Source organism: Pseudomonas sp. GXZC, from assembly GCF_026967615.1.
GTDB lineage: Bacteria > Pseudomonadota > Gammaproteobacteria > Pseudomonadales > Pseudomonadaceae > Aquipseudomonas > Aquipseudomonas azotoformans_A.
Genome location: NZ_CP114115.1, coordinates 5,855,604 through 5,875,417, shown reverse-complemented (window position 1 = coordinate 5,875,417; position 19,814 = coordinate 5,855,604). Strand labels below are relative to the sequence as shown.

Annotated in this window: 17 protein-coding genes and 1 pseudogene; 13 read left to right on the top strand and 5 right to left on the bottom strand. The window is 56.6% G+C overall.

The features are described 5' to 3' along the window. Nucleotides 1-38 precede the first annotated feature (38 nt). The 5 genes from OZ428_RS27750 (at nt 39) to OZ428_RS27730 (ending at nt 5,491) form a co-directional block, all read left to right on the top strand. Complete coding sequence (locus tag OZ428_RS27750) at nt 39-680, top strand: YfgM family protein (protein ID WP_016977673.1); 642 nt, start codon at nt 39-41, stop codon at nt 678-680. Further along, complete coding sequence (bamB, locus tag OZ428_RS27745; protein WP_269131951.1) at nt 673-1,824, top strand: outer membrane protein assembly factor BamB; 1,152 nt, start codon at nt 673-675, stop codon at nt 1,822-1,824. The genes OZ428_RS27750 and bamB overlap by 8 nt, the downstream gene beginning before the upstream one ends. A gap of 134 nt (nt 1,825-1,958) precedes the next feature. Continuing rightward, the gene (der, locus tag OZ428_RS27740) at nt 1,959-3,428 is read left to right on the top strand and encodes a ribosome biogenesis GTPase Der (protein WP_016977675.1); all 1,470 of its coding nucleotides are present in this window, start codon (nt 1,959-1,961) and stop codon (nt 3,426-3,428) included. Nucleotides 3,429-3,563: 135 nt separating this feature from the next. Then, complete coding sequence (locus OZ428_RS27735) at nt 3,564-4,712, top strand: pyridoxal phosphate-dependent aminotransferase (RefSeq protein ID WP_269131950.1); 1,149 nt, start codon at nt 3,564-3,566, stop codon at nt 4,710-4,712. After that, entirely contained in the window at nt 4,700-5,491 is a 792-nt protein-coding gene (locus OZ428_RS27730) for an amidohydrolase (protein WP_269131949.1), read from the top strand. The genes OZ428_RS27735 and OZ428_RS27730 overlap by 13 nt, the downstream gene beginning before the upstream one ends. A 62-nt stretch (nt 5,492-5,553) precedes the next feature. On the opposite strand, the gene OZ428_RS27725 is transcribed toward OZ428_RS27730, so the two are convergent. From OZ428_RS27725 to OZ428_RS27705, 5 genes are all read right to left on the bottom strand, one after another. Then, nucleotides 5,554-6,318, bottom strand: coding sequence for a hypothetical protein (locus OZ428_RS27725; RefSeq protein WP_269131948.1), 765 nt, complete (start codon nt 6,316-6,318; stop codon nt 5,554-5,556). A gap of 339 nt (nt 6,319-6,657) precedes the next feature. Then, nucleotides 6,658-8,337 (bottom strand): 2-isopropylmalate synthase, encoded by a 1,680-nt coding sequence (gene leuA, locus OZ428_RS27720; RefSeq protein WP_269131947.1) that lies wholly within the window; start codon nt 8,335-8,337, stop codon nt 6,658-6,660. Nucleotides 8,338-8,661: 324 nt separating this feature from the next. After that, nucleotides 8,662-9,483: a M23 family metallopeptidase gene (locus OZ428_RS27715; RefSeq protein ID WP_177112485.1), complete on the bottom strand. Its 822-nt coding sequence runs from the start codon at nt 9,481-9,483 to the stop codon at nt 8,662-8,664. A 3-nt stretch (nt 9,484-9,486) separates the two neighbouring features. Then, nucleotides 9,487-10,866: an exodeoxyribonuclease VII large subunit gene (gene xseA, locus OZ428_RS27710; protein ID WP_269131946.1), complete on the bottom strand. Its 1,380-nt coding sequence runs from the start codon at nt 10,864-10,866 to the stop codon at nt 9,487-9,489. A 10-nt stretch (nt 10,867-10,876) separates the two neighbouring features. Then, on the bottom strand, nt 10,877-11,767 hold the full coding sequence (locus tag OZ428_RS27705) for a LysR family transcriptional regulator (protein ID WP_269131945.1): 891 nt from the start codon (nt 11,765-11,767) through the stop codon (nt 10,877-10,879). A gap of 99 nt (nt 11,768-11,866) precedes the next feature. Between OZ428_RS27705 and OZ428_RS27700 the strand changes: the two genes are divergently transcribed. The 8 genes and pseudogenes from OZ428_RS27700 to OZ428_RS27665 all read left to right on the top strand — a co-directional run bounded on the left by OZ428_RS27700 (nt 11,867) and on the right by OZ428_RS27665 (nt 19,788). Further along, nucleotides 11,867-12,634: a sulfite exporter TauE/SafE family protein gene (locus tag OZ428_RS27700; RefSeq protein WP_269131944.1), complete on the top strand. Its 768-nt coding sequence runs from the start codon at nt 11,867-11,869 to the stop codon at nt 12,632-12,634. Between the two features lie 58 nt (nt 12,635-12,692). Beyond that, the gene (locus tag OZ428_RS27695; protein WP_021492272.1) at nt 12,693-13,241 is read left to right on the top strand and encodes a hypothetical protein; all 549 of its coding nucleotides are present in this window, start codon (nt 12,693-12,695) and stop codon (nt 13,239-13,241) included. Between the two features lie 104 nt (nt 13,242-13,345). Next, on the top strand, nt 13,346-14,815 hold the full coding sequence (guaB, locus tag OZ428_RS27690) for an IMP dehydrogenase (protein ID WP_016977684.1): 1,470 nt from the start codon (nt 13,346-13,348) through the stop codon (nt 14,813-14,815). 80 nt (nt 14,816-14,895) lie between these two features. Beyond that, the gene (gene guaA, locus OZ428_RS27685; RefSeq protein WP_016977685.1) at nt 14,896-16,473 is read left to right on the top strand and encodes a glutamine-hydrolyzing GMP synthase; all 1,578 of its coding nucleotides are present in this window, start codon (nt 14,896-14,898) and stop codon (nt 16,471-16,473) included. 256 nt (nt 16,474-16,729) lie between these two features. Next, nucleotides 16,730-17,103 (top strand): annotated as a pseudogene (locus tag OZ428_RS27680) (5-methylcytosine restriction system specificity protein McrC); the annotation flags it as partial. Nucleotides 17,104-17,298: 195 nt separating this feature from the next. Beyond that, entirely contained in the window at nt 17,299-17,844 is a 546-nt protein-coding gene (locus OZ428_RS27675) for a hypothetical protein (RefSeq protein WP_269131941.1), read from the top strand. 49 nt (nt 17,845-17,893) lie between these two features. Then, a complete protein-coding gene (locus tag OZ428_RS27670) occupies nt 17,894-18,775 on the top strand; it encodes a hypothetical protein (protein ID WP_269131940.1) in 882 nt (293 codons plus the stop codon). After that, the gene (locus OZ428_RS27665) at nt 18,772-19,788 is read left to right on the top strand and encodes a beta-ribofuranosylaminobenzene 5'-phosphate synthase family protein (protein ID WP_269131938.1); all 1,017 of its coding nucleotides are present in this window, start codon (nt 18,772-18,774) and stop codon (nt 19,786-19,788) included. The genes OZ428_RS27670 and OZ428_RS27665 overlap by 4 nt, the downstream gene beginning before the upstream one ends. Nucleotides 19,789-19,814: the final 26 nt, after the last annotated feature.

Sequence of the window (19,814 nt, the reverse complement as noted above, 5' to 3'; positions counted from 1 at the left end):
TGTCGAACAGCCGAATTTAGCGATTAAGGAGTATTGGGGTGTCGAGTTCTGATGATGATCAACTGGCCGAGTTCAAGGACTGGTGGCAGCGTAACGGCAAGCCCCTGGTTACTGGCGGTCTGCTGGCTTTAGTGGTGGTGTTCGGCTGGCAAGCCTGGACCAAGTATCAGGCTAACCAGTCCCAAGGCGCCTCGATCCTCTATCAGCAATTGCTGGAAACCACCCTGACGCCGGACGGCAAGCCTGATCCTGCGCAGGTTGCAGACCTGGCCGGCAAGCTGAAGAATGAATTCGGTGGTAGCACCTACGCCCAATACGGCAGCCTGTTCGTCGCGAAAGTCGCGGTCGACACCGGCAAGCTGGACGACGCCGCTGCAGAGCTGAAGGCTATCGCCGACAAGCCGACCAACCCGACCCTGGGTGAAATCGCACGTCAGCGCCTGGCTCAGGTACTGGCGGCGCAGAACAAGGCTGACGAAGCACTCAAACTGCTCGACGGCGATGCTGACAAGGCATTTGTAGCCACTCGCGAAGAGCTCAAGGGCGACCTGTTGGTCCAATTGGGTCGTACCGACGAAGCCAATGCTGCGTACCAAAAAGCCAAGGCGGCGCTGTCTGATGAAGCAGCGGTCGGTGGCTTACAAATCAAGCTGGACGACTTGGCCAAAGGGGATGCGTGACGTGATCCGTTGGAAACATGCAGCATTGCTGGCTCTGGCCGTTCTGGCCGCGGGTTGCAGCAGCAACAGTAAAAAAGAACTGCCTCCGGCCGAGCTGACCAGCTTCAAGGAAGAAGTGATCCTGCAAAAGCAGTGGAGCCGCTCCATCGGTGACGGTCAGGGCGACACCTACAACATGTTGGTACCGGCAATCGACGGTGACAACATTGTGGCCGCTGACGTGACCGGCGTGGTGATCTCCATGGATCGCATGAACGGTGACGTGAAGTGGAAGAAAGACCTCGAATTGCCAGTCTCCGGCGCCGTCGGCGTGGGTTACGGCATGGTGATGCTCGGCACGCTGAAAGGCGAAGTTGTGGCCCTGGACTCCAGCACCGGTGAAGAGAAATGGCGCGCTCGCGTGACCAGTGAAGTCCTCGCACCGCCTGCTACCAACGGCGATATCGTCGTGGTGCAAACCCAGGACGATCGTGTAATCGGCCTCGACGCCAGCACCGGCGAACAGCGTTGGTTGTATGACAGCACTCCAGCGGTGCTGACCTTGCGCGGTACCAGTGGTCCGATTGTGACCAACAATCTGGCCGTTGCAGGTCTGTCGACCGGTAAAGTGGTCGCCCTGGATACCCAGAACGGCGTGCCGGCCTGGGAAACCCGTGTGGCCATCCCGCAAGGTCGTTCCGAGCTGGACCGTGTAGTGGACATCGACGGCGGCCTGCTGCTGTCCGGTGAAACCCTCTACGTCGCTACCTACCAGGGCCGTGTTGCGGCACTGGACCTGCAGAGCGGCCGTGTGAACTGGCAGCGTGATGCTTCCAGCTACGCCGGTGTCGCCCAAGGGTTTGGCAGCGTCTATGTAAGCCTGGCGTCCGGCACCGTTGAAAGTGTCGACGAACGCTCTACTACCGCGCTGTGGAGCAACGACTCCCTGGCTCGCCGTCAACTGTCGGCACCGGAAGTGTTCTCCAGCTACGTCGCAGTCGGTGACTTCGAAGGCTACCTGCACCTGCTGAGCCAAGTGGACGGTCGCTTCGTAGGTCGCGAGCGTATCGACAGCGACGGCCTGCGTGCGCGTCCGCTGGTCGTGGGTAACATGCTTTATGTGTTTGGCAACAGCGGCAAGCTGGAAGCCCTGACCATCAAGTAAGAACTATGCTTGGGGTAACACCCAGGCGGCCCCGCTTCGGCGGGGCATGTGGCATTTGATTATGCTGCCCCGAGCACCAGCCGCTGCCCTGCAGCGGCTTTTGTATTTTCTGAAATAACGAAGTGGAGAGCCGCATGGTTCCCGTAATCGCCCTGGTGGGCCGACCTAACGTCGGCAAGTCCACCTTGTTCAACCGCCTGACCAGGACTCGCGACGCCATCGTCGGCGACTTGTCCGGTCTGACCCGTGATCGCCAATACGGTGAGGCAAAGTGGCAAGGGCGCTCCTACATTATTGTCGACACCGGTGGTATCTCCGGTGACGAGCATGGCATGGACGAAAAGATGGCCGAGCAGTCGCTGCTGGCCATTGAAGAAGCCGATGTCGTGTTGTTCCTGGTGGACGCCCGTGCGGGCTACACCGCTGCTGACCAAATGATTGGCGAGCACCTGCGCAAGCGCAACAAGCGTTCCTATCTGGTCGCGAACAAGATCGACAACATCGATCCTGAAGCGGCCCGTGCGGAATTCAGCCCGATGGGCCTGGGCGATGCGATTCCGGTCGCCGGTGCCCACGGTCGCGGTATCACCCAGATGCTGGAAATTGCCCTGCGCGATTTCCCTAAGGATGATGTCGAGGAAGAAGAGGGCGAAGAGGAAATCGTTGCCGAAGGTGAGGAAGCCAAGCGCATTCCTGGCCCGAGCGAAAAAGACGGTATCAAGATCGCCATCATCGGCCGCCCTAACGTCGGCAAGTCGACGCTGGTCAACCGTATGCTCGGTGAAGACCGGGTTATCGTGTACGACCAACCCGGCACCACCCGCGACAGCATCTACATCCCGTTCGAACGCAACGAGGAAAAGTACACGCTGATCGACACCGCTGGTGTGCGCAAGCGCGGCAAGATCCACGAGGAAGTTGAAAAGTTCTCGGTGGTGAAAACCCTGCAGGCGATCAAAGACGCCAACGTGGTGATCTTCGTGATGGACGCCCGCGAAGGCGTGGTGGACCACGACCTCAACCTGCTGGGCTTTGCCCTGGAGGCCGGTCGGGCACTGGTGATCGCGATCAACAAGTGGGATGGCATGACGCCAAGCGAGCGCGATTTCGTCAAGATCGAGCTGCAACGTCGCCTGTTCTTCGTCGAGTTCGCCGATATCCACTTTATCTCGGCACTGCACGGCACCGGCGTGGGCAACCTCTACGCGTCCGTCCAGAACTCGTTCAAGTCCGCGGTCACCCGCTGGCCGACCAACCGTCTGACCCAGATCCTGGAAGACGCGGTTGGCGAGCACGCGCCGCCGATGGTCAACAACCGCCGGATCAAACTGCGTTACGCCCACTTGGGTGGTGCCAACCCGCCGATTATCGTGATCCACGGTAACCAGATCGAGAAGGTGCCGAAGTCCTATGTGCGCTACCTGGAAAACACCTACCGCCGCGTCTTGAAACTGGTCGGTACGCCGATCCGTATCGAGTTCAAGGGTGGCGAGAACCCATACGAAGGCAACAAGAACACACTGACTGACCGTCAGGTGAACAAGAAGCGTCGTTTGATGACTCACCACAAGAAGGCCGACAAGAAGCGCCGCGATAAGAAGTAACGGCAGCTTCAAGTTGTTAGCTACAAGCTGCAAGAGAGGGCTCCTTTGGAGCCCTTTTTTGTGCCTGGTGGTTTGCCCCTTGACCTGCTTGCAGCTTGCAGCTTAAAACTTGTAGCTCACCCGAAGGGGGCTCCCATGATCACCAGTAAGCTGCCGAATGTCGGCACGACCATTTTCACCACCATGTCGCAACTCGCTGCCGAAACCGGCGCGCTCAACCTGTCCCAGGGTTTTCCGGATTTCAATGGCCCCCAGGCTTTGCTCGACGCGGTGGGCAAGCATATCGCCCTCGGGCATAACCAATATGCGCCAATGACCGGCCTGCCGGTGCTGCGTCAGCAAGTGGCCGCCAAGATCGCCCGCAGTTACGGCGCAACGGTCAATGCCGACAGCGAGGTGACCATCACCCCTGGCGCCACCGAAGCGATCTTCTGCGCAATCCAGGCGGTGATTCGCACGGGCGATGAAGTCATCGTGTTCGACCCCAGCTACGATAGCTATGAGCCTTCGGTGGAGCTGGCGGGCGGTCGCTGTGTGCATGTGCAACTGACCCTGGACGGCTTTGCCCTCGACTTCGAGAGGATCAAGGCGGCGCTGTCACCGCGCACGCGCATGATCATTCTTAATACCCCGCACAACCCGACAGGTGCCTTGATCAGCCGCGCCGAGCTGGACCAACTGGCCGAACTGATCCGTGATCGCGATATCTACCTGGTCAGCGATGAAGTCTACGAACATCTGGTCTTTGACGGCGTGGCCCATGTCAGCGTGTTGGCCCATGAAGAGCTCTACCAGCGTGCGTTTGTGGTCAGCTCTTTCGGCAAGACTTATCACGTCACCGGCTGGAAAACCGGCTATGTCGTTGCACCGCCAGCCCTCACCGCCGAACTGCGCAAGGTGCACCAATACGTCAATTTCTGTGGCGTGACCCCGCTGCAATACGCGCTGGCCGACTTCATGGCCGAACACCCGGAGCATGTCGACGAGTTGCCAGCTTTTTACCAGGCCAAGCGTGACCTGTTCTGTGATCTCCTGACGCCATCCCGTTTCAGCTTTACCCGAGTGACCGGTACCTACTTCCAACTGGTGGATTACTCACAGATCCGCCCGGACCTGGATGACGTCGCCATGTCCCTGTGGATGACCCGCGAACACGGCGTGGCCACCATCCCGGTCTCGGTGTTCTACCAGACTCCACCCCAAGGCCAGCGCCTGGTGCGCCTGTGCTTTGCCAAACGCGAGGAAACGCTGCGCCAAGCGGCGGAAAAACTATGCGTGATCTGAGTGCACTGCCGAATCTGAACATCGCCCTGGTCCAGACCAGCCTGGCCTGGCATGACCGCCAGGCCAACCTCGAACATTTCGAACTGCTGTTGGAGCAAGCCAAAGGCGCCGATTTGATTGTGCTGCCGGAGATGTTCACCACCGGCTTCTCGATGGAGTCGCAAGCCCTTGCAGAGCCTGAAAACGGCCCGACCCATCATTGGCTCCAGGCCCAGGCGGCGAAGTACAACGCGGTGATCACCGGTAGTGTGATCATCCAGGCCGCCGACGGCAGTCACCGCAACCGCCTGCTGTGGGCGCGGCCGGATGGCGAGGTGTTGCATTACGACAAGCGCCATCTGTTCCGCATGGCCGGTGAACACAATCACTACACGCCGGGCGAACGCCAGGTGGAGTTCGAATTGAAGGGCTGGCGTATTCGCCCGTTGATTTGCTACGACCTGCGTTTCCCGGTGTGGAGCCGCGACGCCCAGGACACTGACCTGCTGCTGTACACCGCCAACTGGCCGGGTGCGCGGCGTTCACACTGGAACCGGTTGCTGCCGGCGCGGGCTATTGAAAACCTGTGCTATGTGGCGGCAGTGAATCGGGTGGGAACGGATGGGAAGGGCTTTGCCTACACCGGGGATAGCCAGGTGCTGGACTTCCAGGGTGAGACCCTGCTGAGTGCGGGGGAGGCGGATGGGGTGTTTCAGGTGAGCCTGGAGGCCAGGGAATTGGCGGATTACCGCATGCGGTTTCCAGCCAATTTGGATGCCGACACGTTTCACTTGGATTGATGGGGGCCATCCTGGCTACTGATACCTCGACCTTCCAGACGAGGTATCAGGAGAGTTAGCTTTTAAAGGGCAAGTTCGCTGCCTCGAATCGCCGCGTAGTAATTCTTGCTTTGCTGGGCGATGTCCTTGGCTTCTGAGCTGCTGGGATCAAGTGTTCGGTATTGCTCATAAAATTTGTGTCCCAAACCGCCTTTTTGCCCGGACGTCTCTTCCAGCCGCCTGCAATAGTCCTCCCCAAGCATGGATTTGGCGGTACTTGCATTCATCTTTCCGAAGATCATCGCAGGCGTGATGACTTGCATTTCACAATTGCCGCCAACCGTTGATTTATAGGTGGCGTTGATGCCGCTGTAACCGAGTGGGTCCACATTTCCATCAATCTTTTTTATATTGATACCGCCTTTTTTCTCCAAATCGGAAACGACATTGTCTACTTTATCGCTGTTGATAATAACGGTCGTACGGGTGAGGTCTTTGATTTTGCCCATGTCGCCACCATAGTCATTACTTATTTTGGTCAGTGCGCGATCAATCGTCTTCATTGGGGCAGTAATTACCTTGCCACCATACTCTTTAGCTATTGTTTTTGAAAAATCATCGTTTTCCGATTTCGAGGTGTACATCTTTTCGTAGATGAATGTCGCCAGCTTAGTGTGCCCTTTTTTTATACCCAGGCCTTCAGCCGCGCTATTGCTTGCAGGTGCGAGGTTTTCTTTATTTTCCGTTGACCATTCGCTTTGCCTTAGTTGTTGAGCGCTTGGTGGCGGTGCAGGTGCGCGTGCGGAAAAAGGATTATTGACTGAATGAGAAGGAACGATCGTAATCATGAGCGAGCGCCCTCAGTATGGTCATCTTTTTGTGGGTCAATCAAAAAGATTTCTAGCAGGGTGTTTACGCAGTGATGGCTATGTTTCATGTGATTCCCCAATGCTTATTGCAAGTACAATCCCTTGGAGATTAGTGCAGGGTACTCCTCACCTTGCGAGCGCTTATTGGGTGGTTGTGGCTAAGTTCAACGTTCCACCCATACCGTGAGAATTTATGTCCAGAGTAGGTAAGCAGGTAGGCGTTAAGTCCGTTGAAAAATAGTTCGCATGATTTTTAATGGTTAATAAAAAAGCCCCTGAGTTTTAACTCAGGGGCTTTTTAAATTGCAGCGATCAGGTTTACGCCGCTTTCGCTTCCAACTGGCTCAACGACCGGTTCAATGCACTGAACAGCGCCTTGAAGCTGGCCGTGGTGATGTTTTCATCAATCCCCACACCATGCACCGGACGCTCACCGTTCACACGCAGCTCAATGTAGGCCGCTGCCTTGGCGTTGGTGCCTGCACCAATCGCATGTTCGTTGTAGTCCATGATCTCCACACCAATCGGCAGGCCTGCCACCAGCGCTTCCAGCGCGCCGTTGCCTTTGCCTTTCCAGTGCAGGTTGGTTTCGCCCTGGCCCTTGCCCGAGACTTCCACCTCGACAAAGCTGTTGCCGTTTTCTTCCTGCAGGCGATGGCTGACCAGCGCATACGGGGTGTTGGCTTGCAGGTATTCACGCTGCAGCAAGGCGTAGATCTGCGGCGCGGTCATTTCCAGGCCCACGCGGTCGGTTTCGGCCTGTACTACCTGGCTGAACTCGATCTGCATGCGACGCGGCAAGCTGATGTCGTATTCCTGCTCCAGCAGGTAGGCGATGCCGCCTTTGCCCGACTGGCTGTTCACGCGAATCACCGCCTCGTAGCTGCGGCCGATGTCGGCTGGGTCGATCGGCAAGTACGGCACTTCCCACAGCGCATCGTCTTTCTGCTGGGAGAAACCTTTGCGGATCGCATCCTGGTGAGAGCCGGAGAACGCGGTGTGCACCAGGTCGCCAACGTACGGGTGGCGTGGGTGCACCTGGATCTGGTTGCATTCTTCGACGACCTTGCGCACGCCATCGATGTCGGAGAAGTCCAACTGCGGGTCGAGGCCCTGGGTGTACATGTTCAGGGCCACGGTGACGAGGTCGACGTTACCGGTACGCTCGCCGTTGCCGAACAGGCAGCCTTCGACACGGTCGGCACCGGCCATCAGGCCCAGCTCGGTGGCGGCTACGCCAGTGCCACGGTCGTTGTGGGTGTGCAGGCTGATGATCACGCTGTCACGACGGTTGATATGGCGACCGAACCACTCGATCTGGTCGGCATAGATGTTCGGCGTGGCGCATTCCACGGTGGCCGGCAGGTTGAGGATCATCTTGTGCTCAGGCGTCGGGTTCCACACCTCGATCACCGCGTCACACACTTCCTTGGCGAACTCCAGCTCAGTGGCACTGAAGGTCTCCGGAGAGTATTCGAAGGTCCACTGGGTCTCCGGCTGCTGGGCGGCGTATTTGACGAACAGCTTGGCCGCGTTGACCGCGATGGCCTTGATGCCGTCCTTGTCCTGGTTGAACACGATGCGGCGGAAGGACGGCGAGGTGGCGTTGTACAAGTGCACGATGGCCTTCTTGGCGCCGCGCAGGGATTCGAAGGTACGTGCGATCAAGTCTTCACGGCCCTGGGTCAGCACCTGGATGGTGGTGTCCTCGGGGATGTGGTTGTCTTCGATCAGGGTACGTACGAAGTCGAAGTCGGTTTGCGAGGCGGCAGGGAACGACGCTTCGATTTCCTTCACGCCAACGGCAACCAGTGTCTTCCAGAAACGCAGCTTTTTCACCGCGTCCATCGGCTCGATCAGCGACTGGTTGCCATCACGCAGGTCGGAGCTGCACCAGATCGGCGCTTCGGTGATGGTCTTCGACGGCCAGGTGCGGTCCGGGATGTCGATGGTCGGGAACGCGCGGTACTTCGAAGACGGGTCTTTGAGCATGCTCATCGGGAAATCCTTTGTTGTAGGGGCCGAGAAAAGGCGGCCTGCCGTAGAACTGTTTTTGGGGATAAAACGTAAAGACGAGGCAGATCGATTCAGCCTGGCAGTCGTGCGCTGACAAGGCACAGGCTGCGGTGCTGGCGGAGCTGAATGAGGGTGTGAGAGGTTTTCATAAGCCCAACCCTAACCGTCGGGGTGAAAGATGGCAAGCAGTCGCTAAAAATTGAGAGAAGTTCTGCTATCTACGTAGGAAACGAGATTTTGTGCCTAAAGATGTGTCGAGGGCTTGTTTTAATTGCGCGCTCATTATCAGGCGCGCAATCGAGCGTTTCAGGGTTGGAATGCGCCGATAAAGATCGCCGGGTCGACCCGTGCGTCGTTCAGGCTGACGTTCCAGTGCATGTGCGGCCCGGTCGCGCGGCCCGTGGCACCGACTTTGCCCACCACCGCGCCACGCGTGAGCTGGTCACCGACTTTCACATCGATCTTCGACATGTGGCAGAACATGCTGATAAAGCCCTGGCCGTGGTCGACGAACACGGTATTGCCGTTGAAGAAGTAGTTGCCCACCAGAATCACTTTGCCGTTGGCCGGCGTCTTGATCGGCGTACCGGCCGGCACGGCAAAGTCCAGGCCCGAATGGGGATTGCGCTCTTCACCGTTGAAGAACCGTCGCACGCCGAACTTGCTCGACAGCGGCCCGTTTACCGGTTTGTCCAACACCAGGTTGCTCGGCAGGTTAGGGCTGAAACTGCGATAAGCCTTGATCTGCACCGCCAGCTCCGCCTCGATGCGTTTCAGCTGTGCCGGGTCGGGGTTGACCTGGCTTTTGTTTTTCAGGGTGATGCGCTGTTCCGGGTACTTCTTGTAGCCGACGATAAACGGCAGGTTGCGCCCGCCGCTGCTGATGCGTTCGTTGCCGGGCTTGACCGTCAGCGGGATGCCAACAATCGCCAGCCAGGTGTCCGCTTCCTTCACCACCAGCACTGGCTTGCCGAGGTACGTGGCCTTGGGCGCGGCGGCGGAAGGGCCCAGCTCGACCACGGCAACGCCGCCCGGCACCGGCTTGTTCAAGGTGCGGGTGATGTAGCTATCGGCATGGGCATTAAAGGCAAGGCACAGCAGCATCAACACACTAAAGAGACGTGGCATCAATCAATCCAATAACGAAAGGGTGACGGGTGTCAGGTGGTTGTCTTCCACCCGCACTTGCAATTGTCCCTCACCGAGACGCGCGGTGAGGCGCTGGCCGGTGTGGGTCTGCGCGGCGTTGCGAATGGCCTGGCCACGCTCGTCGAGCAAGATGCTGTAGCCACGGCCCAGGGTCGCCAATGGGCTGACCACGTGCAGCGTCTGCATCTGGCTTTGCAGTTGCAGGCGCCGCGCCTTGAGGCCTTCCCGCATGGCGCGGGGCAGGCGTTCAGCGAGGCTATCCAGGCGTTGGCGCAAGAGGGCCAGTTGGCGACCGGGGTGTTGGCCGGCGAGGCGGGTTTCCAGGCGGATCAGGCGCTCGCGTCGGGTATTGAGGCTGCGCTCGAACGCACGACGCAGACGCATGTCCAGGTCGTCCAGGCGCTGGGCTTGCTGGCGCAGACGTTCGCCAGGATGACGCAGGCGTCGCGCCATGCCTTCCAGGCGCAGGCGGTCGTGGCTCAGTCGATTGCGCATCAGCATCACCAGGCGGCGGTGCAGGTTCTCGACCTGACGCACCAAATGGCCGGCGTCCGGCGCGAGCAATTCGGCTGCGGCGGAGGGCGTAGGGGCGCGCACGTCGGCCACGAAGTCGCTGATGGACACATCGGTTTCATGCCCGACCGCGCTGACGATTGGCGTGACGCAGGCATCCACCGCACGGGCCACGGCTTCTTCGTTGAAGCACCAGAGGTCTTCCAGCGAACCGCCGCCACGGGCCAGGATCAGCGCATCGAAGCCGCGTGCATCCGCCAGTTTCAGTGCGCGCACAATCTGTGGGATGGCTTCGCGGCCTTGCACGGCGGTGGGGATGAGGGTCAGTTCAATGTTTGGCGCGCGGCGACGGAACACGCTGATGATGTCGCGGATCACCGCGCCGGTCGGCGAACTGATGATGCCGATGCGCCGAGGGTGCGCTGGCAGTGGCACTTTGCGTTCAGCGCTGAACAGGCCTTCGGCGCTGAGCTTTTCCTTCAGCGCGTCGAACGCCAGGCGCAATGCCCCATCACCGGCCGGCTCCACGGTATCGAGGATCAGCTGGTAATCACCCCGGCCCTCAAACAAAGAGACTTTGCCGCGCACCTTCACCGCTAGGCCATCTTTCAGCGCCTGCCGCACCCGCGCGGCGTTGTTGCGAAACAGCGCGCAACGCACCTGGGCGCCGCTGTCCTTGAGGGTGAAATACACATGGCCGGAAGCCGGGCGGGCGAGGTTGGAGATCTCGCCTTCGACCCAGATATTGGTGAACACGTCTTCCAGCAACACCCGCGCACGGCCGTTGAGCTGGCTGACAGTCAGGACTTCGCGGTCCAGGCCCAGACGGGCAAAAGGATCTTTAATCATGGGCGGCAGTTTATAGGCATTCGTGCAAGGTTTGGCAGAATTGCTCCACCAGCGCGCTCGGCCTCTGCGCGCAGGCCAGGGCCACGGTGCTGAGGCAGTTCGGGTCGGCCAGGGGCAAAAAGTGCACAGTGGCAGGGGCGATGTCCTGCATGGATTTTGGTAACAAGGCAATACCGAAGCCGGCCTGGATCAACTGCAACTGGGTGGTCTTGCGCGACATCACCCGCGCGGCCTTGGGGAAAAATCCGGCACGCATGCACAGCTCGGCTGACAGATAACTCAAGCCGCCCCGCTGGGGATGGGGGATCGAGATAAACGCTTCGTCCTTCAATTGCTCCAGTTCGATGGGCGCAGTGCTGCGTGCCAGCCGATGATTCGGCGGCACTGCCAGCAACAGTTGCTCGCGATATAAAGGTACGACTCGCACGCCCTCGCGCTGGCGCAAGACGGGCAGGCGCAACAGCCCGACTTCCAGGCGACCGTCGGCGATTTCTTCCAACTGCGCTTCGGAGGACAGTTTGGCGATGTCCATCGACACCCCTGGGCAGCGTTCCAGCCAGGTGCTGATGCCCTGCAGCAATGGGCCGCTCATCGGCACGGTGCTTGAATGGCTCAGGCGCAGCGTGCCCAGTTCGTCGTTACCCACTTGCGTTGCCATTTCACTGGCCTTGATCAGCTCACTCAGCAGGTTGCGCGCTCGCGGGTAGAAGGCTTCACCCGCGGCGGTGAGTCGGGGCTGGCGTGCAGTCCGTTCGAACAGCGGCGTTTGCAGCTGGGTTTCCAGCTCCTTGATCTGCCGGCTCAAGGCGGACTGCGCCACAAACAGGCGCTCGGCGGCGGCGCTGAAGCTGCCGCTGTCGGCGATTTCGACGAAGTAACGCAGTTGGCGAGTGGAAATCACACGTCATGCCTTTTCGAGATGGGTGGAGGGCTTTGAAGATATTAGTCGCATCCCTCGCCGCTGGCTAAAGTGATGGCTATCTCTAATAAGGAATAACCCATGAACCCGGTTGAGCTGATGAGCCAATGGTCGTTTGGCGGTATGGATTGGCTGGTGATCGGCTTGGGCATCGTCGTGGCCTATATCGTGTTCGGAGTCGCGGGCTTTGGCACCGCATTGGTGGCGGGGCCGCTGCTGATCCTGTTCATGCCGCTGTCGAAGATCATCCCGTTGCTGGTGTTGCTGGATTTTGTCGCGGCGTTTGGCAACCTGCTGCAATCGCGGCGGGATGTGAACAAACCGGAGCTGCTGCGCTTGCTGCCGTGCATGGCGATTGGTTGCACATTGGGCGTGGTGTTTTTGCTCAACCTGCATTCGGATTTGTTGCTGCTGCTGATGGGCTTGTTTATCAGCGCTTATGCGGTTTACAGCTTGGCGGTGAAGGCACGGCCAGCCCAACTAGCGGCGGGTTGGTCGGTTCCCATGGGCACCGTCGGTGGTTTGTTCGGCGCATTGTTTGGCAGTGGCGGCTTTCTCTACGCGATCTATCTGAATAGCCGCCTGCCCAAGGACGCGGCGCGCGCCACCCAGAGTGCGTTGATCAGCTGCAGCACGATGGTGCGCCTGAGCCTGTTCCTGATCGCGGGGGTGTATGCGGATTTGCCGTTGTTGATGTTGGCTGTATGCCTGTTGCCGGCGATGGCCCTGGGACTCTGGTTTGCTCGTAGATTGACCCTGCGCATGTCGCGGGAGGCGTTTGTGAGATTGGTGACCTGGCTGGTGTTGGCCAGTGGTATTGCGTTGATTGGGCGATACCTGAGCACTTGACCTGCGGGTGCCAAAGATTAAGCTGCCTGCCGCAGAAATCTATTTGGCACCTTGAACCATGAATTCCCAAAGCATCCTTGTCCCGAAAATCTCCACCTTGCCCGTCCACGAGCCCCGCGCCCGGGCAATCGTGCGTTGGCTGGTGCGCAAGAACATCATCAAGGAAGAACTCACCACCTGCGGCCGCACCGGCAACCGCATGGGCTATGCCCTGGCCGATGGCGCCCGCGCCGTGGTGTTGTACCCCGAGGCGCTGCCGTTCAACGAGCCGATCAACGGCCTGGAGATCATCTACAAACGCTGCATCTATACACCGGCCAAGGGCTTTCTCGAAGAAGCCGGTTGCCCGGAATGCCGCAAGGAAGTCGGCGAAGCCCTGTTCGAAAGCCTCGAAGACTGGATGCCCGGCCACACCGACAACTTTACCTGCCCGCTGTGTGGGCATGAAGACGACATCAACGGGTTCCTGTTCCTACAGGAATGTGGGTTTTCCAACCTGGGATTCATCTTCAACAACTGGGCTGAGGCCGGGTTCAAGCAGAGTTTTATCGACGAATTCGCCGATTGGCTGGACCAGAAGATGAGTTGGGTCAAAGTCGAGTTGTAACCCATCTATCAGTATTCCCAAGTTTGTCAGAGTTTTACATTGAGCCCGGCAGGGTGCATGTATATAATGGCGCGCTTCCATTTTCCCGCTCGGGAGCCCCCGCGATGCTGCGTATCAGCCAAGAAGCTCTGACATTCGACGACATTCTCCTAGTGCCCGGTTATTCCGAGGTGCTTCCTAACGAAGTCAGTCTCAAGACCCGCCTAACCCGTGGCATCGAGCTGAATATTCCCCTTGTTTCCGCTGCCATGGACACCGTTACTGAAGCCCGTCTGGCCATCGCCATGGCTCAGGAAGGCGGCATCGGCATCATCCACAAGAACATGACCATCGAGCAGCAGGCTGCCGAAGTGCGCAAGGTCAAGCGTTACGAAGCCGGTGTGGTGAAAGATCCGATCACCATCGAAGCCGACGCCACCGTGCGTGACCTGTTCGACCTGACCCGCCTGCACAACATCTCCGGCGTTCCGGTGCTGCACGATGGCGACCTGGTCGGCATCGTCACTTCCCGTGACGTGCGTTTCGAGAACCGTCTTGAAGTTACCGTCCGTGAAGTGATGACGCCCAAAGAGCGTCTGGTCACTGTCAAGGAAGGCGCCGACAAGAACGATGTGCGCGAACTGCTGCACAAGCACCGCATCGAGCGCGTGCTGATCGTCGACGACAAATTCGCCCTCAAAGGCATGATGACCGTCAACGACATCGAAAAAGCCAAGGCTTACCCGCTGGCCAGCAAGGATGACCAAGGTCGTCTGCGCGTTGGCGCGGCGGTCGGCACCGGTAAAGACACCGGCGACCGCGTTTCGGCCCTGGTCGCTGCCGGTGTTGACGTGGTGGTGGTCGACACCGCCCACGGTCACTCCAAAGGCGTGATCGACCGCGTGCGTTGGGTCAAACAGAACTTCCCTGACGTGCAAGTGATCGGCGGCAACATCGCCACCGGCGCTGCGGCCAAGGCCCTGGCCGAAGCGGGCGCGGATGCGGTCAAGGTCGGTATCGGCCCGGGCTCGATCTGCACCACCCGTATCGTTGCCGGTGTGGGCGTGCCGCAAATCAGCGCCATCGCCAACGTCGCCGCTGCCCTTGAAGGCACGGGCGTTCCGTTGATCGCCGACGGTGGCATCCGTTTCTCCGGTGACCTGTCCAAGGCCATCGTAGCCGGTGCTTCCTGCGTGATGATGGGCTCGATGTTCGCCGGTACTGAAGAAGCGCCAGGCGAGATCGAACTGTTCCAGGGCCGTTCCTACAAGGCTTACCGCGGCATGGGTTCGCTGGGCGCCATGTCCCAGGCGCAAGGCTCTTCCGACCGTTACTTCCAGGACTCCTCGGCAGGCGCCGAAAAGCTCGTTCCGGAAGGCATCGAAGGCCGTGTGCCGTACAAAGGCACCCTGAGCGCGATCATCCATCAATTGATGGGCGGCCTGCGTTCCTCGATGGGCTACACCGGCAGCGCCGACATCGAAGAAATGCGCACCAAGCCAGAGTTCGTACGGATCACCGGCGCCGGCATGGCTGAATCCCATGTCCACGACGTGCAGATCACCAAGGAAGCGCCAAACTACCGCGTAGGTTGATGCTTCCAGCAAACTGTTAAGTAACCGGGGCTGTTCTTCAGCCCCGAGTTGTTTCTGATTCATTAGACGAGACTGACTTCATGGCCCTCGACATTCACGCCCACCGTATCCTGATCCTCGATTTCGGTTCCCAGTACACCCAACTGATTGCCCGCCGCGTGCGTGAAATCGGCGTGTACTGCGAACTGCATCCGTTCGACATGGACGACGAAGCGATCCGCGAATTCGCACCGAAAGGCGTCATCCTCGCCGGTGGCCCAGAGTCCGTGCACGAAGCCAACAGCCCGCGCTGCCCACAAGCCGTATTCGACCTGGGCGTCCCGGTCTTCGGCATCTGCTACGGCATGCAGACCATGGCCGAGCAACTGGGCGGCAAAGTTGAAGGTTCCGAGCTGCGTGAATTCGGTTATGCCCGTGTGGATGTGGTCGGCAAGAGCCGCCTGCTGGACGGTATCGAAGACCACGTCGACGCCGACGGCCTGTTCGGCCTCGACGTGTGGATGAGCCACGGTGACAAGGTCACCAAGATGCCGGAAGACTTCCACATCCTGGCCAGCACCCCGAGCTGCCCGATCGCCGGCATGTTCAGCGACGAGCGTCGTTACTACGGTGTGCAGTTCCACCCGGAAGTGACCCACACCAAGCAAGGCGGCCGCATCCTGTCGCGCTTCATCCTCGACATCTGCGAGTGTGAAGCCCTGTGGACCCCGTCGAAAATCGCTGAAGACGCCATCGCCCAGGTTCGCGCCCAGGTCGGCACCGACAACGTACTGCTCGGCTTGTCCGGCGGCGTTGACTCTTCGGTAGTTGCTGCACTGCTGCACAAAGCCATCGGCGACCAACTGACTTGCGTCTTCGTCGACAACGGCCTGCTGCGCCTGCACGAAGGCGAGCAAGTGATGGCCATGTTCGCCGAGAACATGGGCGTCAAGGTGATCCGCGCCAACGCTGAAGATCAGTTCTTGAACAACCTGGCCGGCGAGTCCGACCCAGAGAAGAAGCGCAAGATCATCGGCCGCACCTTCATCGACGTGTTCGATGCCCAGTCCAACAAACTGGACAACATCAAGTACCTCGCCCAGGGCACCATCTACCCTGACGTGATCGAGTCGGCTGGCGCCAAGAGCGGCAAGGCCCACGTGATCAAGTCCCACCACAACGTGGGTGGCCTGCCTGAGGAAATGAACCTCAAGCTGGTAGAACCGCTGCGCGAACTGTTCAAGGACGAAGTCCGCCGTCTGGGCCTGGAACTCGGCCTGCCGTACGACATGGTCTACCGCCACCCATTCCCAGGCCCAGGCCTGGGCGTGCGGATCCTGGGTGAAGTGAAGAAGGAATACGCCGACCTGCTGCGTCGCGCCGACCACATCTTCATCGAAGAACTGCGCAAGGCCGACTGGTACCACAAAGTCAGCCAGGCATTCGTGGTGTTCCAGCCGGTGAAATCGGTTGGCGTGGTTGGCGATGGCCGCCGTTACGCCTGGGTCGTAGCCCTGCGTGCGGTAGAAACCATCGACTTCATGACTGCGCGTTGGGCACACCTGCCGTACGAACTGCTGGAAACTGTCAGCGGTCGTATCATCAATGAGATCGAAGGTATTTCGCGCGTGACGTATGACGTGTCGAGCAAGCCGCCTGCGACGATTGAGTGGGAGTGATTGGGCGTCCGGCATTGCCCGGCACGATCTAGCAAGAAATGCCCTGGAGCCCGCGTAATTGCGGGCTTTTTGCATTTTTCGTCTCGCATTTTATGGCAGGTTTTGACATCACCAAGCAGCCCCTTTGCGCGCTACGTAGGATGGTAGTATCTAGATGAAATGCAATGCACTGCTGTCAATGCAAGGAGGGTGATCGAGCTGGTTGCATAGCATCTATTTTCGATTGAGCATCGACTTCCGAATTCCTCTGAGCGCACAACGCAAGAAAGTCTTCCAGTTACGGCCTGACTGGATGATCACGCAGATATATAAAAGCTGGGTATTGGATACGAATGGAAAGGCTTGGATACTTGGTCGGAAAGCAAGAACTATAGCCTGAGCTAATCGGATGTCTACCAGTCGTTTACGCATGGCCACAAATACTAATGAGGGTAGTGAGGATTGGTGCTGATCTAACAGAGGTGCGCAGCATTTCAGGAGGCGCTACCAGTGTTTGGGTTTTCGTCGAAAATGAGGTTGCCGATGGTGCCGTTTGATCTAATAAAATGGCAAGTGCTTGGAGCAACGAATGGAAGAACGTTCGATTTGGGCTGTTCCGCACGCGCCTTTTTTCGCTACATGTTTTATTAGGTATAGATATTTAATATGGTTTGAGAAAAAACTTAGAAGCTCCAAGAAATCAGCGCGAGGCGCTAGCGGTGATGAATATGTCGTTATATTATTTGCCATATGAGTAAGGTCGGCTTAATCAGAAGTGAATACTCGTGTTGTTTGTTATTGGCGCGATCAACACTAAACCAGCTTTAAAGTAATCAAGGGGAATAGATGAGAGATAATGACTGTGGCTTACTATTGGTTGGACTCCATTCGTCGGGTAAGACCACTTTATCGCAGGCTTTTTCATCGACCGGAGATTATTTGATTTTTGAGCTTGGAGACGGTGTTCGCGAGATTGCGCGTAGACGATCTCAGACAAATTTAGTCCGAATAGCATCTGAAATTCTTGCTGGGAGTGACCCCGTTTTGCTGGCTAAAATGGCCGTAGCAAAAGCTAGAGTTTTCAACGATGTAGTACCGGTTTTTGTTGGAGCTAGAACAACAGAGGAGCGCGACTATCTTGTTAGGTGCTATCCGAAGCTTTTGGTTATAGGCCTAAATACTTCGTGTTCAATTAGGCTTGCTAGATGGAATAAAAGACAGATGATGGCCACTGATAAGTGGGAGGAACGCGAGCAATGGGAGAGGTCCTGGTGTACTGAGTTGCTCGTAGATGAGTCTTGTTTGCAGTTGTCCGGAGAAAGTGCAATTCCTAAAATGTGCTCCACAATAAGTGACGAAATTAAAAAGAAATGGGGGGTTAAAGATGTCTAGCAGTCGAGAGTTAAGGTCAAGAAGCACAACTATATATATAGTGATTTCGATGCTCCTAGTTGCGCTGGGAATCGCCGCTACTCTTTGGGGTGGTGCAAGTGTGCCAGATGAAGTAATCGGTTCTACACTATTTGTTCAGCGATCAGTAGTTATGTTTTCTTTAGGTACCTCATTGTTGGCTGCAGGCGTGGTTAGCTTAGGTTTTGCTGTGACAAGGCATTACGATGATAAGGATTCAACAAAAATTCAGGATGGATTGACAAGATATGAAAGTCTTCTGCTGACATTTAAAGATTCCCTTGATAGCGTTGAAACGGTAAGTAGAGGTGCTGCAAAAAGGTGTGTATTTGAAAGTGCAATTAGTCCAGTTTTTCGAAAAGCTCTTGAGGCTGGCTGTCGTCGCGATGCTGCGAGTGTGGACGTTGTTGGACTTAAGTTGAGTCGATTTCTGATCGAGCAACTTGACTATCTTAAGCAATATTCTATTATTCATCCGGTGCAGGTAAGAATGTTGCTGCAAGAACCAGACACAAGTGAGTTTAAATTGTTATGCCAGCTTGAGTCTAAAAATGAAGTCGAAGTAAAAAAAGATATTGCTAAGAGTCTGCGGATGTTAACTAATCTGGATAACTCTGGGGCGGCACTAAACTTCCGTTTTGGAGGTTTGGCCATCTCTGTTAAGTTTTACTCAGGTTTTCAGCCCGTAGCCTTTTTTCGTGTGAACGATACAGTATCTGTGCGACCGCGCATTCGCGCTCAGGGAGCTGGAACTCTTTTTTATGAAACATATAAGCAGAGTGAAGGCAGAGAGTACTATGGTCTTTTTACCAATCATTTCGATAATTGTTGGGATGAATCGAAGGCTAAAGTGCCTGATTCTATTGAAGTGTTGCTTGAGCGTGTAAGAGATGAAAATGCAGGTATGGTATGAAGGAAGCTAAAGTAAATGCGTTTGGCAGATTGCATTTTGGTTTGGTCAATCTTTCGGAGGTTGGTGAGTATATGAACGGCGGGGCGGGCGCGATGATCTCGCCTCCGGTCTTCTCAGTGACTGCTTCTAATAGCTCTAAATTCATTGTTTCTCCTATTCAATATGAAGAGGAGGTACGTGATTTATGTCGTTGTTTAAATGTTACTTCTGGGCTTAATGTCCGTGTAGATCTAGATGCGCGCATGTGTCAACACGTGGGTTTAGGGTTCCATACGCAGTTAAGGTTAGCCATCGCGACGGCAATTCTATTTGCGCTAGATTTAAATATTGATACTGTGAGTTTATCCAAGACTGTGATGCGTGGAGGAACCTCAGGTATAGGCTCATTAGGTTTTTGGTTTGGAGGCTTAATATTTGATCGTGGTCGAAAAAGAACTGCAATTGATAATTTGTTTTTGCCATCATCAATGACCAAAGATTATGATATTTCTCCTCTGGTTTATCATAAAAATAAACTTCCATTCTGTCTGGTAATCGTTAAGCCTGCTTTTTGGGAGAATATTTATGGTGAAAAAGAAAAGGATTTATTCGAAAAGTTAACGCCTATACCAGAAAGTGAGGCTCATAAGTGTAGTGCATTGATATTTGGCGATCTGAAACAGGCGGTTGACCGTGAGGATTTTAATGGATTCTGCCAAACTCTAGATGGTATGTCCTTCGCCGGATTCAAAAAAAGAGAGATCGCTTATCGTGGGGAACGTCTTGCGGAGATTTTTGAATTAATGAGAAAGTCGGGCTTGAGTGGTGTAGGTATGAGCTCTTGGGGGCCCATATGTTTTGGTTTTATACTAAATCAAGAAGACGCTGAAAGCGTAGCTCAGCGGCTTAAGTGTCACACTCTAATTGAAGATGCATGGGTTGCCGAGTTTGCAACTGGTGCAACGGTTCAGATTGATAATGGTGATGTAGTATCTGTACTTGAAAAAGCAACTTTTAGAGGTTGTGAATTTTAATGCTTTTTTCGACGTTATATTGCACC